We start from the raw sequence: 12,939 nt of genomic DNA on the forward strand, positions 1-12,939 counted from the left end.
GCTGACTCCCTCGTCCACAGGTCCGCCGGATAGGCTCTGGCCTCGATGGACACGGAAGCAAAGCCCTCGGAGCGCGACCCCGCCTGCGAACCCGACCCGGGTACGGAGGAGCGGTCGCGCTCCTTGCGTGTTCCGGCGGGGGCGGGCGCCTGGATGACATGGCGGCGGACCGCCGTGCTCGGGGCCGTCTGCACGGTGTTCGTGCTGCTCCTCAGCCACTTCGTGGTGCAGCCCTTCCTGATCCCGAGCGGTTCGATGGAGCCCACGCTGCGGATCGGGGACCGGGTGCTGGTGAACAAACTGGCGTACCGTTTCGGCGCCGGGCCGCACCGCGGTGACGTGGTGGTCTTCGACGGCACGGGGTCCTTCGTGCAGGAGGCCCCGCAGGAGAATCCCGTCGCCGGGCTGGCGCACTCGGTGGCCTCGTCCCTGGGCCTGGCGCAGCCCGCCGAGACCGACTACGTGAAACGGGTGGTGGGCGTGGGCGGCGACCGGGTGGTGTGCTGCGACAGCCGGGGCAGGGTCGAGGTGAACGGCCGGGCGATTGCCGAGGACTACCTGTATCCGGGGGACGCCCCCTCCCGGGCCCGTTTCGACATCGTCGTCCCCGACGGCACGCTGTGGATGATGGGCGACCACCGGAGCAACTCCCGCGACTCGCGCGACCACCTGGGGGAGCCGGGCGGTGGCATGGTCCCCGTGGACATGGTGATCGGCCGGGTGGACTGGATCGGCTGGCCGCCGAGCAGGCTGGGCTCGCTGCCGGACAGTGCCGCCTTCGGCGCCGTACGCGCGCCGGGCGGGGGCCATGGGTAACCGCGGCCGTGGCCGGGGAGGCCCCGGATCCGACGCCGGAACACCACCACCGGACGGCGACGGGCCGAGGACCGCGCGCTCCCTGCCCACCAGGGCGGAGCGGCGCAAGCTGGCCCGCAGGGTCAAGCGGCGGCGGCGCAGGTCGGCCCTGCGCGAGATCCCGCTGCTCCTCACCGTGGCGCTGCTGATCGCGCTGGTGCTCAAGACCTTCCTGGTGCAGGCGTTCGTGATCCCTTCGGGATCGATGGAACAGACCATCCGGATCGGTGACCGGGTGCTGGTGGACAAGCTGACGCCCTGGTTCGGCTCCCGGCCCCAGCGCGGTGACGTCGTCGTCTTCAAGGATCCCGGCGGCTGGCTGCAGCAGGAGGAAGCCGGCAAGGGGGATCCGCCCGTCGGCGTCAAACAGGCGAAACAGGCGCTGACCTTCGTCGGCCTGCTGCCCTCCGACGACGAGCAGGACCTGATCAAACGGGTGATCGCGGTGGGCGGCGACACGGTGAAGTGCTGCGGCAAGGACGGCCGGGTCAGCGTCAACGGCGTGCCGCTGGACGAGCCCTACCTGAATCCCGGCAACCCGCCCTCCCTCATCAAATTCGAAGTAAAGGTTCCGCCGGGCCGGATCTTCGTGATGGGCGACCACCGGTCCAATTCGGCCGATTCTCGCTATCACCTGGACGAGCCCGAGCACGGCACGGTCTCCGAGGACGAGGTCGTGGGGCGGGCCGTGGTGATTGCCTGGCCCTTCTCCCACTGGCGGAAACTGGAGGAACCTGCCACATTCGGCCCGATCCCGGACGCGCGCGCCGGGACGGCCGCCGCGTCGGGCCCGTCGCATAGTGTGTCGTCCCGGAATCTCAATGGAATGATCCCTCTCCCGACCCCTGCGGAACTCCCGCTCGTTATGGGAGTGGTGGGCCTGCACCGGCTGGGTCGCGGGCGGTGGCACGGAGTAAGGAGTGGATGTGGGGGATTTGGCGGTCGGCGCACGATCCGGACACGGCGAACCCGAGGACCGGCCGGGCAATCCGGACAATGCCGAGTCCGCCGGAGCGGCGGACCGCGCGCAGAGTGACGCGGACGCTCCGGACGGCGGCAGGGCCCAGAAGAAGCCGCGCTCCTTCTGGAAGGAGCTGCCCCTGCTCATCGGCATCGCGCTGGTTCTCGCGCTGCTGATCAAGACGTTCCTGGTGCAGGCGTTCTCGATTCCCTCGGACTCGATGCAGAACACGCTCCAGCGGGGCGACCGGGTGCTGGTCGACAAGCTGACCCCGTGGTTCGGCGCGGAGCCCGAGCGCGGCGAGGTCGTGGTCTTCCACGACCCGGGCGGCTGGCTGGAGAACACCGAGACTCCCGAGCCGAACGCCGTGCAGAAGTTCCTGAGCTTCATCGGACTGATGCCGTCCGCCGAGGAGAAGGACCTGATCAAGCGGGTCATCGGGGTCGGCGGCGACGTGGTGGAGTGCAAGAAGAACGGCCCGGTCACGGTCAACGGCAAGGCCCTGGACGACCAGTCGTACATCTTCGAGGGGAACAGCTCCTGCAACGACGAGCCGTTCGGCCCGATCAAGGTGCCGGAGGGCCGGATCTGGGTGATGGGCGACCACCGGCAGAACTCCCTCGACTCCCGCTACCACCAGGAGCTGCCGGGCAACGGCACGGTCTCCAACGACGAGGTGGTCGGCCGGGCCTTCGTCGTGGCATGGCCGATCAACCGCTGGGCGACCCTGCCCATCCCGAAGACCTTCGAGCAGCCGGGGATCAACGCGGCGATGGGGCTGGCCCCCGGAGCACTGGGCGTGGCCGGGGCGTTGCCGCTCGTGCTGTGGCGTCGCAGGAGGCTGACCAGCGGGCGTACCGCCGGGTAGGGTGCCGACTCGGATCAGCGATTGTCGATCTCCGATGCGGGGGGCGCTGGGATGAGTGGAACAGGACGTACGGGAGACGGCCGTGGTCGGCTCGGCAGCATGCTGTCGGGGCTGGCCGTGGCCGTCGGCTGTGTGCTCTTTCTCGGTGGGTTCGCATGGGCGGCGGTGGTGTACAAGCCGTACACGGTGCCGACCGACTCGATGACCCCCACGGTGCAGGCCGGCGACCGGGTGCTCGCACAGCGGATCGACGGCGACGAGGTGCGCCGCGGCGACGTGGTGATCTTCACCGACCCGGCCTGGGGCAACATGCCCATGGTGAAGCGGGTGGTGGGGGTCGGCGGTGACAAGATCGCCTGCTGCGGCAAGGACGGCCGACTCACGATCAACGGCAAGCCCGTCGAGGAATCGTATCTGCGGTCCGAGGACCCGGCCTCGGGCGAGGACTTCACGGCGGAGGTGCCCCAGGGGCAGCTCTTCCTGCTGGGGGACGAGCGCAGGTCCTCGCTGGACTCCAGGGTCCACCTGACCGACCCCGGGCACGGCTCCGTCCCGCGCGGCTCGGTGCAGGCCAGGGTGGACGCCATCGCCTGGCCGATGGACGGCATGATCGAGCGCCCGCAGGCATTCGCCGCCCTCCCCGGCGGGGTGTCGTCGCCCGGCCCGCTGAAGCTCCAGCTCACCGCCCTCGGGGTGGGCGTGGTGCTCATCCTGGGAGGTGCGGCGTACGGCCCGGTCGCGGCGCGTGCGGCGCGCAGGGGGCGTGAGAGGACGGTCGCCGGTGCGCGTTGAGAAACGGAAGGTGGCCCGGGTGGTGCTCCTGGACCCCGGCGACCGGATACTCCTGATGCACGGTTTCGAACCGGACGATCCGCAGAACACCTGGTGGTTCACCCCCGGCGGCGGTCTGGAGGGCGACGAGACGCGGGAGGAGGCCGCGCTGCGCGAGCTCGTGGAGGAGACCGGGATCACCGATGTGGAACTGGGCCCGCTGCTCTGGCGGCGGATGTGCTCGTTCCCGTTCGACGGGCGGCGCTGGGAGCAGGACGAGTGGTACTTCCTGGCCCGCACGAAGCAGACCGTCACGGACACCAGCGGTCAGACCGGACTGGAACGGCGCAGCGTCGCGGGTCTGAGGTGGTGGACCTCCGACGAACTGTCGGCGGCGCGTGAGACGGTGTACCCGACCAGGCTCGCCGAGTTGCTGCGCACGCTGCTCGACGAGGGTCCCCCTGGTGCGCCGCTGGTTCTGGACCCCGAAATCGCCTGAGCACCCGGGGGCCGGTGCCTGGCGCACAATGGGGGCACGCACGGCTGAAGGGGAACATGCCAATGAGCGCCGAGGACCTCGAGAAGTACGAGACCGAGATGGAGCTGAAGCTCTACCGGGAGTACCGAGACGTCGTCGGTCTGTTCAAATACGTGATCGAGACGGAACGGCGCTTCTACCTCACCAATGACTACGAGATGCAGGTGCACTCGGTCCAGGGCGAGGTGTTCTTCGAGGTGTCGATGGCGGACGCCTGGGTCTGGGACATGTACCGGCCCGCGCGCTTCGTCAAGCAGGTACGGGTACTGACGTTCAAGGACGTCAACATCGAGGAGCTCAACAAGAGCGACCTCGAACTTCCGGGGGGCTGATTCCCCCTCCCGGGTTACCGGGATATCCACAACTCCGGAGTTGTCCACCAAGATCCACAAGCCGGGACCGAACGCGTCAGAGTCGGTCCCGGAGGTGGTGCCGAATGAACGCGCGGGGGGCACTCGGGCGGTACGGCGAGGATCTGGCGGCACGGCTGCTTGCCGGAGCCGGCATGTCCGTACTGGAACGGAACTGGCGCTGTCGCGCCGGTGAGATCGACATCGTCGCGTTGGACGGCGACGTCCTGGTGGTCTGCGAGGTGAAGACCCGCAGGGCCGGGGCCTTCGAGCATCCGATGGCGGCCGTCACCCCGGTCAAGGCGGGGCGGCTGCGGAGGCTGGCCGGGATCTGGCTCGACCGGCACGGCGGTCCGCCGCCCGGCGGGGTCCGGATCGACCTGGTCGGGGTGGTGCTGCCCAGGCGCGGAGCACCCGTCGCCGAGCACGCCCGGGGGGTGGCCTGATGGGGTTCGCACGGGCCTGTTCGGTGGCGCTGGTCGGCGTCGAGGGCGTGGTGGTGGAGGTCCAGGCGGACCTGGAGGCGGGGGTGGCGGCGTTCACCCTGGTGGGGCTGCCGGACAAGAGCCTGGTGGAGAGCCGGGACCGGGTCAGGGCCGCGGTCGTGAATTCCGGGGCCGAGTGGCCGCAGAAGAAACTCACGGTGGGCCTGTCGCCGGCCTCCGTGCCGAAGGGCGGATCGGGTTTCGATCTCGCCGTGGCGTGTGCGGTGCTGGGAGCGGCGGAGCGGATCGACCCGGCGTCCATCGCCGATGTGGTGATGATCGGGGAACTGGGACTGGACGGCCGGGTGCGGCCGGTGCGGGGCGTACTGCCCTCCGTGCTGGCCGCCGCGGAGGCCGGATACCGCCAGGTGGTCGTGCCCGAGCAGACCGCGGGGGAGGCGGCGCTGGTCCCCGGGGTCGCCGTCCTCGGGGTGCGGAGTCTGCGGCAGTTGATCGCCGTGCTCTGCGACGAGCCGGTGCCCGACGAGCGGGAGGAGCGCGAGGAGGGGCGTCCCGACACGATGCTGGCCGGGCTGATGGTGCCGGGCGCGGGCATCGGCACCGGGCTCGCCCGGGGGACCGGGGCGGGCGAGGGGCACGTGCCGGACCTGGCGGACGTGGCGGGGCAGGAGCGGCCCCGCAAGGCCCTGGAGGTGGCCGCGGCGGGCGGGCACCACCTGCTGCTCTCGGGGCCGCCCGGTGCGGGCAAGACCATGCTGGCCGAGCGGCTTCCGGCGATCTTGCCCGCGCTGACCAGGAAGGAGTCCCTGGAGGTGACCGCAGTGCACTCGGTGGCGGGCATCCTGCCGCCGGGGGAGCCGCTGGTGGCCCGCCCGCCGTACTGCGCACCGCACCACTCGGCGACGATGCAGTCCCTCGTCGGCGGCGGCAACGGGTTGCCGAGGCCCGGCGCGGTCTCGTTGGCCCACCGGGGGATCCTCTTTTTGGACTTTAGCGACCACCAGTTCCGTGATCGTGTCGCTCGTTGAGACGCACTTCGGTCGTGTCACGTGGGTCTTTAGCTAACGGTTTGGTTCTGTTCGCCCTATTCGGGACGAACGGGAAGAGGGCCTGGTGCGAAGCACGCTGGTGCTGAACGACCTACGGGTACAGAAGATCAGACGGACTGATGGCAGCTTGTCGTACGCGATCCTCTGGCCGGACTGCTCGGTCGACGAGGAGGCGGAGGGATACCTGCGTCTCTACGAGGGGTCGGGGTCGCAGGAGCCCTACGCGTACTACCTCGTCGATCATCTGAGGTGGCGGATCCGTGAGGGTCTGACCACAGAGACGATCACGATGCTGGATCTCCGCCGGTACCAGGGGGCGGTGGGCGCCCAGGTGGCGATGCCGTATGGCCAGCCGTGGCGGGTGCCGCCAAAGCGTCCGTACAGCACGTCAGCGCTGTCGATCTCGGCGACCGTCTTGAAGGGCTTCTACCTGCACCAATGCGTGACCCGGGGCGTCAACGAGCAACTGCGTGCCGAGCTGGACGTCGGGCGGCTGCCGACCAAGGCCGACAGGAACCGGGCCTTCCTGGGACACGCGATGACGTCGGTGAAGACGAACCCGCTGGCACCGCGGCAGGGGACCCGCCGGAGGCATCCGAAGATGCTGCCCGACGGTGCCCGGCCGGAGCTGGTGGGGTCGGTGAACACCGTCCGTGACGAGATGGTCGTGACCTGGCTGTCCGACACGACCCTGCGGATCGGCGGGCTGACCGGCCTGCACCTGGTCGATCTGCACCTGCGTGAGAACGCGGCCTGCGGCGAGGACAGGAGCCCGCACGTCCACGTCTGCCACCGGCAGGGCAACCCCAACGGAGCCAGGGCGAAGAAGAAGGAGGACTGGCGGCTGGTCGACGGTGTGATCACCGGCGGGGAGATCTATCGGGCGAGCCCGGCCATGGTCAGCTCCTACTTCAAGTACATGACGACCGAGTACGCGAAGTACGCGACGGGTCACGGCATGCTGCTGATCCAGCTGTCCGGGCCGAACACCGGCGAGCCGTGGACTCCGGACGCGGCCCGCGGGATGCTGCGACGGGCCGGACGGCGGGCCGACCTTCCGGGCCGGATCAAGCCGCACGCGTTCCGGCACACGACCACCAACAAGATCCTCGACGTCACGAACAACAACAGCTGGGTGGCCAAGGAGGCCGGCCACTGGGCATCGGTGCAGACCGTCGACGAGGTCTACGGGCATCCCGACATGCACTCGCCGGAATTCGTCGGTGCACTGAAGGCGGTCTGGGGTGAGGAGGCGTGAGCGAGCCAGTCCGTGCCCTGCTGCCTGTCGTGACGCTCAATGAGCCGAGCCGGACCACCGGTGACCGGCTGGAATTGCTGCACGCGCTGATGCAGGCTCCCGGCTTCGATGCTGATCTGTTCCGTCAGGACGTGATTGTTATCCCGCCGGAGCACGAGGCCTATGGATGGGTCTGCAAGATCCCGCAGTGCGAACGCTCGCGCTACCAGAGCCACCAGTCGTTCTGTTCAGTCCACGAGGCCGAGTGGCGCACGCGGCGGAGCGCTGGGGGTCTGCTGGCCGACTTCATGCACACGGCCAAGCCGCTGAAGCCGGCCTCCTGGTATCAACCCGCGGACTGCACCATCTGCCCCGCCATCCCGGCCTGGGGCTCTTCACCGCTGTGTTTCCTGCACAGCCACCGATGGTCGGCACGCAAGTCGCACTGGAAGAAGAAGCACGGCGAGGGCGAGCCGGACTACGAGGCGTTTCTGACCGCCGAGAAGCCGTTCGTGCCCTTCGGCGACTGCCGGGTGATGGCCTGCCCGAACCTGGCGGAGAACCCGGTAGGACTGTGTCAGAGGCACCTCAGCCGCTACCGCAAGGACGACTCGCCGGGCCAGGCCCGCCTGCCGCACCAGTGGGGCCGCTGGCTCGCCGACCGGGACAGGCCGATCCCGGTGCTCTATGACGACGAGCTGGCATTCCGGAAGTGGTGCGCGGAGGCGGACCCCGTCCACCGCGCGGACGGCAGAGTGTCCCTGCTTGGGCTGCGGCCTCTGGCCAAGGCCGAGATCCAGTGGTGCATGTTCCAGCGCACTCAGATGAAGGTTGAGGCCGGACACTGGCCACTGCCGTGGATCCAGCACCTCGCGGACGACTGCCGCAACCTCGAGGCCAACTCACTGGTCGACCTTGACCTCGACCACATGCGGAAGTTCCCGGGGGTGGCGGCGAAGGCGATGCTCCGCATGCTGCGGCTGGTCTACTTCACCCGCGAAGACACCCGCGACATCGGCTACATCGAGACTGAACACTTCGGGGTCAAGTTCCTCCACCACGGCGGGCAGATCGACGTATCGAACATCTCCCAACGGTGGCTGCGTGACCTGGTCTGGGACCAGATGGCCCGCCGGCTGCTGACCGACCCGCCCCGCAGCATCCAGCCCTTCGATGTGCTCCGGCAGGGAGCCGCACAGCTGAGTGCATTTCTGGAGGTCCGAGCCCCGGAGGGCGGCCACGACTCCCGTCTCCTCGAAGAACGTCACATGGTCGACTTCGTCGCCGACCAGCGACACCGGGCCAAGCACGGGCTGCGGCCCCTGGCGGCATGCCGACGCCGAGGCGTCAAGGACAACGACCCCGTCACCGCGGGCATGGTCTTCAGGTACTTCGACGGGGTTCGCCGTGTCCTGCGGAAAGCCCTGGAGACCGGTGATCTGGAGCGTCTCGGTCTGGACCGGGAGTTCGTCCTGGCCGTTCCCGCAGGCAAGCGGTCCAAGGGCAGACGCCGCCCGTTCCCCGACGATGTCGCCCGGGCCGTCACGAACGAAGCCAACCTGCAGACCCTGGACGGCCAGGACATCGAGGACCGCGGGCTGCGGGACATCTGGGAGGCCCTGGTCATCACCGGACGCCGCTGCCGCGAAATCCTTGACCTGCGGCTGGAGTGCATCGGCCGCCTCGGCGGACTTCCGATGTTTTGGTACGACGCGACGAAGGTCGGCAACTACGACGCCGCCGTCCGCATCTCCGAACGTCTCTACAAACGGATCGAGGCCCGGCAGGCCCGGACCATTGACCGGTTCCTGGAACGAGAGGGCCGCGTCCCGACCGCCGGGGAACGACGGAAGATCGCCCTGTTCCCGGCCCGCAACTCCAACCGCAATCACCTCAAGGGCATCTGTTACACCTGGTTCAACAACCAGTTCAGGCAGTGGATCGACTCGCTCACCGACATCCACGTCGTCACTCACCAGACTCGCCACACCCTGGCCACCAACCTGCTGAAGGCCGGCGCGAATCTCACCCACATCAAGCGCTACCTCGGGCAGGTCTCCGAGGCGATGGCCGAGCACTACGTCCACCTCGCCAGCACCGACCAGAAGCTCGAAGACGCCCTCAACGCGATCTGGGTCACCGGACCCGGAGCCCTCGAGCCGGGTATCGTGCTGTCTGGCGGCGAACCGATGACTCGCGAGCAGGCCGAGGCGATGATGATCGACCTCACTCGCAGGTCAACCCCGGCCGAAGGCGGCTTCTGCACCTTCCAGGCCGTGGTCGACGGCGGCGCCTGTCCCTGGAATCTGGACTGCCACAACTGCGAGAAGTTCGTGATGTCCGGCGCCGACCTCGTCTACTGGCACCGCAAACGCGAGCAGTGGCGCATGCTCGCCGAACGCGCACCCGACCCCAAGGTCGCCGACTATCTCCACCAGCTCTTCGAGCCCACTGCCCGAGCGATCGACGGCCTGGAGAAGGCCCTGGCTGGCGTCGGTCTCCTCGACGAGGCCCTCGCCCTGGACCTGCGACGTCCCCAGGACTACTTCGGCCGCGTCTGGGCCACAGCGTTCCGCGCCAACGAGCTCGCCCAGTTCGAGGACCACGGCGACGCCGACTTCGACGAATACGACAACGAGGATGAGGTGGCTTCGTGACCTCCGGCCCCGGGCAGACCGCGGCGGCCATCGCCGCCCGACGTCAACAGACCCAGGACAAGCTCACCCGCGTTGAGAAGGTCATCGTCCAGCTCCGCCGAGAACGCGGCCGGCTCGCAGTGCGGGCGATCGCCGAGCGGGCGGACGTGTCTCCCACGTTCCTCTACGAGAACGCGGACGCCCGCGCTCTCGTCCAGCAGGCCGTCACCGACAGCAAGAGCCGCCACGACCGGCGCAGTGGCGAGAAACACGAGCAGATCGAGGCGACCTGGCGTGAGCGGGCCCTGAACGCCGAGGCCGAGCTCACCCGGACTCAGAACGAGGTCCTGGTCCAGCGGCAGCGGATCGGCGAGCTCATGGGACAGCTCCGCGATGTCGACGGGATGGTCTCCGGTGAGTCCGTCCAGCACCTCACCACGGAGAACACCACCCTCAAGCGCCGCATCCAACAGGTGACGCAAGAGCACCGCAAGCTCCAAGAGCGTCTTGAAGGGGCCCGCACCAACCTCCGCTTCTCCGACAAGCGCATCGCCGAGCTCGAAGTCCAGCTCCTCGAACTCCAGCAGGCCGCCCCGGCCGGCGCCCCGCAGTGAAGGACTCGCCGTGTTCGTCTATCACCTCAACAACCACAGTCGAGCTACTCGGCATTAGTCTTCTCCGCCGTGGGGAAGCCCGACACCGACGCCAGGAACTGCGCTGACGTGAAGTAGGGATTGTTCGTGCCACCGAGCACCTTGATGAGGATCGCTTCCCCGTCGCACTCCATGACTCGGTACTGGTCACCTGCCCGGAGCGCGAGGCCCTTGCCGTCCTTACCGTCGGACACGACGTCGAAGACCTGGCCCTTCGTCGAGCACGCGGCGTTCCGCTTCTTGGCCGCAGCCTTGGCGGCCCTGAATACGCTCTTCCCGCCAGCTTCAGCACCCCGGCCGATGGCCCACCCGCCCACGGCAGTGACGACGGCCAGCGCCCCGGGGCCGCCCACCTTCTTCGCCAGCGTCGTCATCATCTGGTATCCCCCCAGATTGCTCACCCAGGCCTCCTCGTTGGCCGCGCATCAGGGGGCAATCTTATGGAAGGTGGTCATCGACAGGGGCCGAAACCCGAGCACCCTGCCCGGTGACACGTCGCTGACACACACGCGACGTGTCACCGCAGGTCAGCGCTAACACCGACGTTCTCGCACTCCCTAATGAGGTCGAGGCGCCGGAGTTTTCCGTGCGGGCACTGGACGCGCTGCGCCAGCCGCTGGAGTCGGGGCACGTGGTGGTGGCACGCAGCGCCGGGGTGGTCCGGCTGCCCGCGAAGTTCTTGATGGTGCTGGCCGCCAACCCCTGCCCGTGTGGCCGGCACGGTGTCGGCGGCGCCGGTTGCGAGTGCCCGCCGTCGTCTGTCAGGCGATATCAGGCGAGGCTCTCCGGACCCCTGCTGGACCGGGTGGACCTGAAGGTGGTCGTCGATCCGGTCCGGCGCGAGGACCTGCTGGCGCGGGGCGACCGGGGCGAGTCGTCGGCCTCCGTCGCCGCCCGGGTCCAGGAGGCCAGGGCGCGCGCGGCGGAACGGCTGGCGGGCACGGGGTGGTCCACCAACAGCGAGGTGCCCGGCCACGAGCTGCGGACCAGGCTGGTCGCGGCACCCGGCGCGCTCCTGGAGGCCGAGCGGGACATGGAGCGGGGCATGCTCACCGCCCGGGGACTGGACCGGGTGCTCAGGGTGGCGTGGACGGTCGCCGACCTGCGGGGCGCCGACCGGCCGGAAGCGTCCGACGTCGCGGTGGCCCTGGAGCTGCGCACCGGCGTGTCGCGGGGTTCCCTGGCCCGGGCGGGGGCGTCATGAGCCCGCGGACGGCCGACGGACCGGGGCCCGGCATGGAGACGGGGCCGGGCACGGAGACAGAGGCGGCGCCGGGGCCGGGGCCGGGGGCGGGAGCGGGTGTGGGCGTGGGGGACGCGGAGCGGCTGGCCCGGGCCGCCCTGACCCGCGTTCTGGAGCCGGGGGACGAGCGGGGCGGCCGGTGGCTGCGCGAGTACGGTGCCGTCGAACTGCTCCGGCGGATCACCGCCGGGGACGGCACCGCGGAGCGACTGAGCGGAATGACCCCGAAACGGCTGGCCGGGTACCGGCTGCGGGTCGAGGGGGTGGAGCCGGAGCGGGACCTCTCGGCGGTGGCCGGTGCAGGAGGACGGTTCGTCTGCCCCGGCGACCGGGAATGGCCCACCCAGCTCGACGACCTCGGGGACGCGCGGCCGACCGGTCTGTGGGTGCGGGGGCCGCGCGACCTGCGGCTCTGGGCGCTGCGCTCGGTCGCCGTGGTCGGCGCCCGCGCCTGCACACCGTACGGATCGCACATGGCGGCGAGCCTCGGCGCGGGGCTCGCGGAGCTGGGGTGGGTGGTCGTGTCGGGCGCGGCCTTCGGGGTGGACGGCGCGGCGCACCGGGGCGCGCTGGCCGTCGACGGGGCGACGATGGCGGTCCTCGCCTGCGGAGTGGACGTCGCCTACCCCCGGGGACACGCCGAACTGATCGGGCGGATGGCGCAACAGGGGCTCGTCATCGGCGAATTGCCGCCGTCCGATCATCCCACCCGCAGCAGGTTCATCCTCCGGAACCGGGTCATCGCCGCGTTGACGCGAGGGACGGTCGTGGTCGAGGCGGAATACCGCAGCGGCTCACTGGTCACCGCGCGCAACGCGCAGCGTCTCGGCCGTTTCACGATGGGCGTGCCCGGCCCCGCCACCAGCGCGCTGTCCGCAGGGGTCCATGAACTCCTGCGCGGGGAGGGCGTCCTGGTGACCGACGCCTCGGAAGTCGCCGAGCTGGTGGGCGACATCGGTGAACTCGCCCCGGCCCGGCACGGTCCCGTGCATCCCAGGGACCGCCTGGACCCGGTCTCCGCCAGGGTTCTCGACGCACTGCCGTTCCGGGGCGCCACCAGCGGGCGCGACGTGGCCCGGGTGGCCGGAACCAGCACCGACGAAGCACTCGGCAGACTGTACGAACTGCACTCACTGGGGTTCGTCGAACGACATGGCGATGGATGGCGGTTGACGCCACGCCCGGCTCGCGACCGCGACGCCCGGCGAGGCGGTACTTGACCTGGAGCATTCGGGTGAAAAGGTGATGCCGATGACCCCGGCGGATCCTTCAATGACGCCTCCGGGGCCGACGCACGCGGCGACGGCTCCGGACCGCAGTCCTGTCGGATCG

The 12,939-nt window shown here is 69.7% G+C and carries 12 protein-coding genes and 2 pseudogenes; 13 read left to right on the forward strand and 1 reads right to left on the reverse strand.

Going from position 1 to position 12,939, the window contains the following annotated elements:
* Positions 1-45 precede the first annotated feature (45 nt).
* From lepB (ACFYW1_RS30510) to ACFYW1_RS30560, 11 genes and pseudogenes are all read left to right on the forward strand, one after another.
* Entirely contained in the window at positions 46-816 is a 771-nt protein-coding gene (gene lepB, locus ACFYW1_RS30510) for a signal peptidase I (RefSeq protein WP_389000278.1), read from the forward strand.
* On the forward strand, positions 809-1,891 hold the full coding sequence (gene lepB, locus ACFYW1_RS30515) for a signal peptidase I (protein ID WP_389000281.1): 1,083 nt from the start codon (positions 809-811) through the stop codon (positions 1,889-1,891). The genes lepB (ACFYW1_RS30510) and lepB (ACFYW1_RS30515) overlap by 8 nt, the downstream gene beginning before the upstream one ends.
* Entirely contained in the window at positions 1,791-2,684 is an 894-nt protein-coding gene (gene lepB / locus ACFYW1_RS30520) for a signal peptidase I (protein WP_389000431.1), read from the forward strand. Before lepB (ACFYW1_RS30515) ends, lepB (ACFYW1_RS30520) begins: the two co-directional genes overlap by 101 nt.
* A 51-nt stretch (positions 2,685-2,735) precedes the next feature.
* On the forward strand, positions 2,736-3,476 hold the full coding sequence (lepB, locus tag ACFYW1_RS30525; RefSeq protein ID WP_389000285.1) for a signal peptidase I: 741 nt from the start codon (positions 2,736-2,738) through the stop codon (positions 3,474-3,476).
* The gene (locus tag ACFYW1_RS30530) at positions 3,466-3,954 is read left to right on the forward strand and encodes an NUDIX hydrolase (RefSeq protein ID WP_389000288.1); all 489 of its coding nucleotides are present in this window, start codon (positions 3,466-3,468) and stop codon (positions 3,952-3,954) included. The genes lepB (ACFYW1_RS30525) and ACFYW1_RS30530 overlap by 11 nt, the downstream gene beginning before the upstream one ends.
* A gap of 62 nt (positions 3,955-4,016) precedes the next feature.
* Positions 4,017-4,325, forward strand: coding sequence for a DUF2469 domain-containing protein (locus ACFYW1_RS30535; RefSeq protein WP_003965949.1), 309 nt, complete (start codon positions 4,017-4,019; stop codon positions 4,323-4,325).
* Between the two features lie 104 nt (positions 4,326-4,429).
* On the forward strand, positions 4,430-4,789 hold the full coding sequence (locus ACFYW1_RS30540) for a YraN family protein (protein ID WP_148839592.1): 360 nt from the start codon (positions 4,430-4,432) through the stop codon (positions 4,787-4,789).
* Positions 4,789-5,778, forward strand: a pseudogene (locus ACFYW1_RS30545) (YifB family Mg chelatase-like AAA ATPase); the annotation flags it as partial. The gene ACFYW1_RS30540 and the pseudogene ACFYW1_RS30545, both read left to right, overlap by 1 nt.
* A 124-nt stretch (positions 5,779-5,902) precedes the next feature.
* Positions 5,903-7,096 carry an integrase gene (locus ACFYW1_RS30550; RefSeq protein ID WP_389000292.1) on the forward strand — a complete coding sequence of 398 codons (1,194 nt, stop codon included), beginning with the start codon at positions 5,903-5,905 and terminating at the stop codon, positions 7,094-7,096.
* On the forward strand, positions 7,093-9,732 hold the full coding sequence (locus ACFYW1_RS30555; protein WP_389000295.1) for a tyrosine-type recombinase/integrase: 2,640 nt from the start codon (positions 7,093-7,095) through the stop codon (positions 9,730-9,732). Before ACFYW1_RS30550 ends, ACFYW1_RS30555 begins: the two co-directional genes overlap by 4 nt.
* Complete coding sequence (locus ACFYW1_RS30560; RefSeq protein ID WP_389000298.1) at positions 9,729-10,325, forward strand: DUF6262 family protein; 597 nt, start codon at positions 9,729-9,731, stop codon at positions 10,323-10,325. Before ACFYW1_RS30555 ends, ACFYW1_RS30560 begins: the two co-directional genes overlap by 4 nt.
* Before the next feature lie 44 nt (positions 10,326-10,369).
* Here ACFYW1_RS30560 and ACFYW1_RS30565 read toward each other — a convergent pair whose 3' ends face one another.
* Entirely contained in the window at positions 10,370-10,765 is a 396-nt protein-coding gene (locus ACFYW1_RS30565; RefSeq protein ID WP_389000301.1) for a hypothetical protein, read from the reverse strand.
* A gap of 167 nt (positions 10,766-10,932) precedes the next feature.
* On the opposite strand from ACFYW1_RS30565, the pseudogene ACFYW1_RS30570 reads away from it, so the two are divergent.
* Both ACFYW1_RS30570 and dprA read left to right on the forward strand, forming a co-directional pair.
* A pseudogene (locus ACFYW1_RS30570) lies at positions 10,933-11,568 on the forward strand (ATP-binding protein); the annotation flags it as partial.
* Complete coding sequence (gene dprA / locus ACFYW1_RS30575; protein ID WP_389000304.1) at positions 11,565-12,827, forward strand: DNA-processing protein DprA; 1,263 nt, start codon at positions 11,565-11,567, stop codon at positions 12,825-12,827. The pseudogene ACFYW1_RS30570 and the gene dprA, both read left to right, overlap by 4 nt.
* Positions 12,828-12,939 lie beyond the last annotated feature (112 nt).

Origin of the sequence: Streptomyces sp. NPDC002669 (assembly GCF_042889165.1) — a bacterium.
In the GTDB taxonomy this organism is placed as follows: Bacteria; Actinomycetota; Actinomycetes; order Streptomycetales; family Streptomycetaceae; genus Streptomyces.

Excerpts from the sequence above, each read along its gene's own strand:
- lepB (WP_389000278.1), top strand. The coding sequence starts at position 46 with ATGGACACGGAAGCAAAGCCCTCGGAGCGCGACCCCGCCTGCGAACCC.
- lepB (WP_389000281.1), top strand. The coding sequence starts at position 809 with ATGGGTAACCGCGGCCGTGGCCGGGGAGGCCCCGGATCCGACGCCGGA.
- lepB (WP_389000285.1), top strand. The coding sequence starts at position 2,736 with ATGAGTGGAACAGGACGTACGGGAGACGGCCGTGGTCGGCTCGGCAGC.
- ACFYW1_RS30535 (WP_003965949.1), top strand. The coding sequence starts at position 4,017 with ATGAGCGCCGAGGACCTCGAGAAGTACGAGACCGAGATGGAGCTGAAG.
- ACFYW1_RS30540 (WP_148839592.1), top strand. The coding sequence starts at position 4,430 with ATGAACGCGCGGGGGGCACTCGGGCGGTACGGCGAGGATCTGGCGGCA.
- dprA (WP_389000304.1), top strand. The coding sequence starts at position 11,565 with ATGAGCCCGCGGACGGCCGACGGACCGGGGCCCGGCATGGAGACGGGG.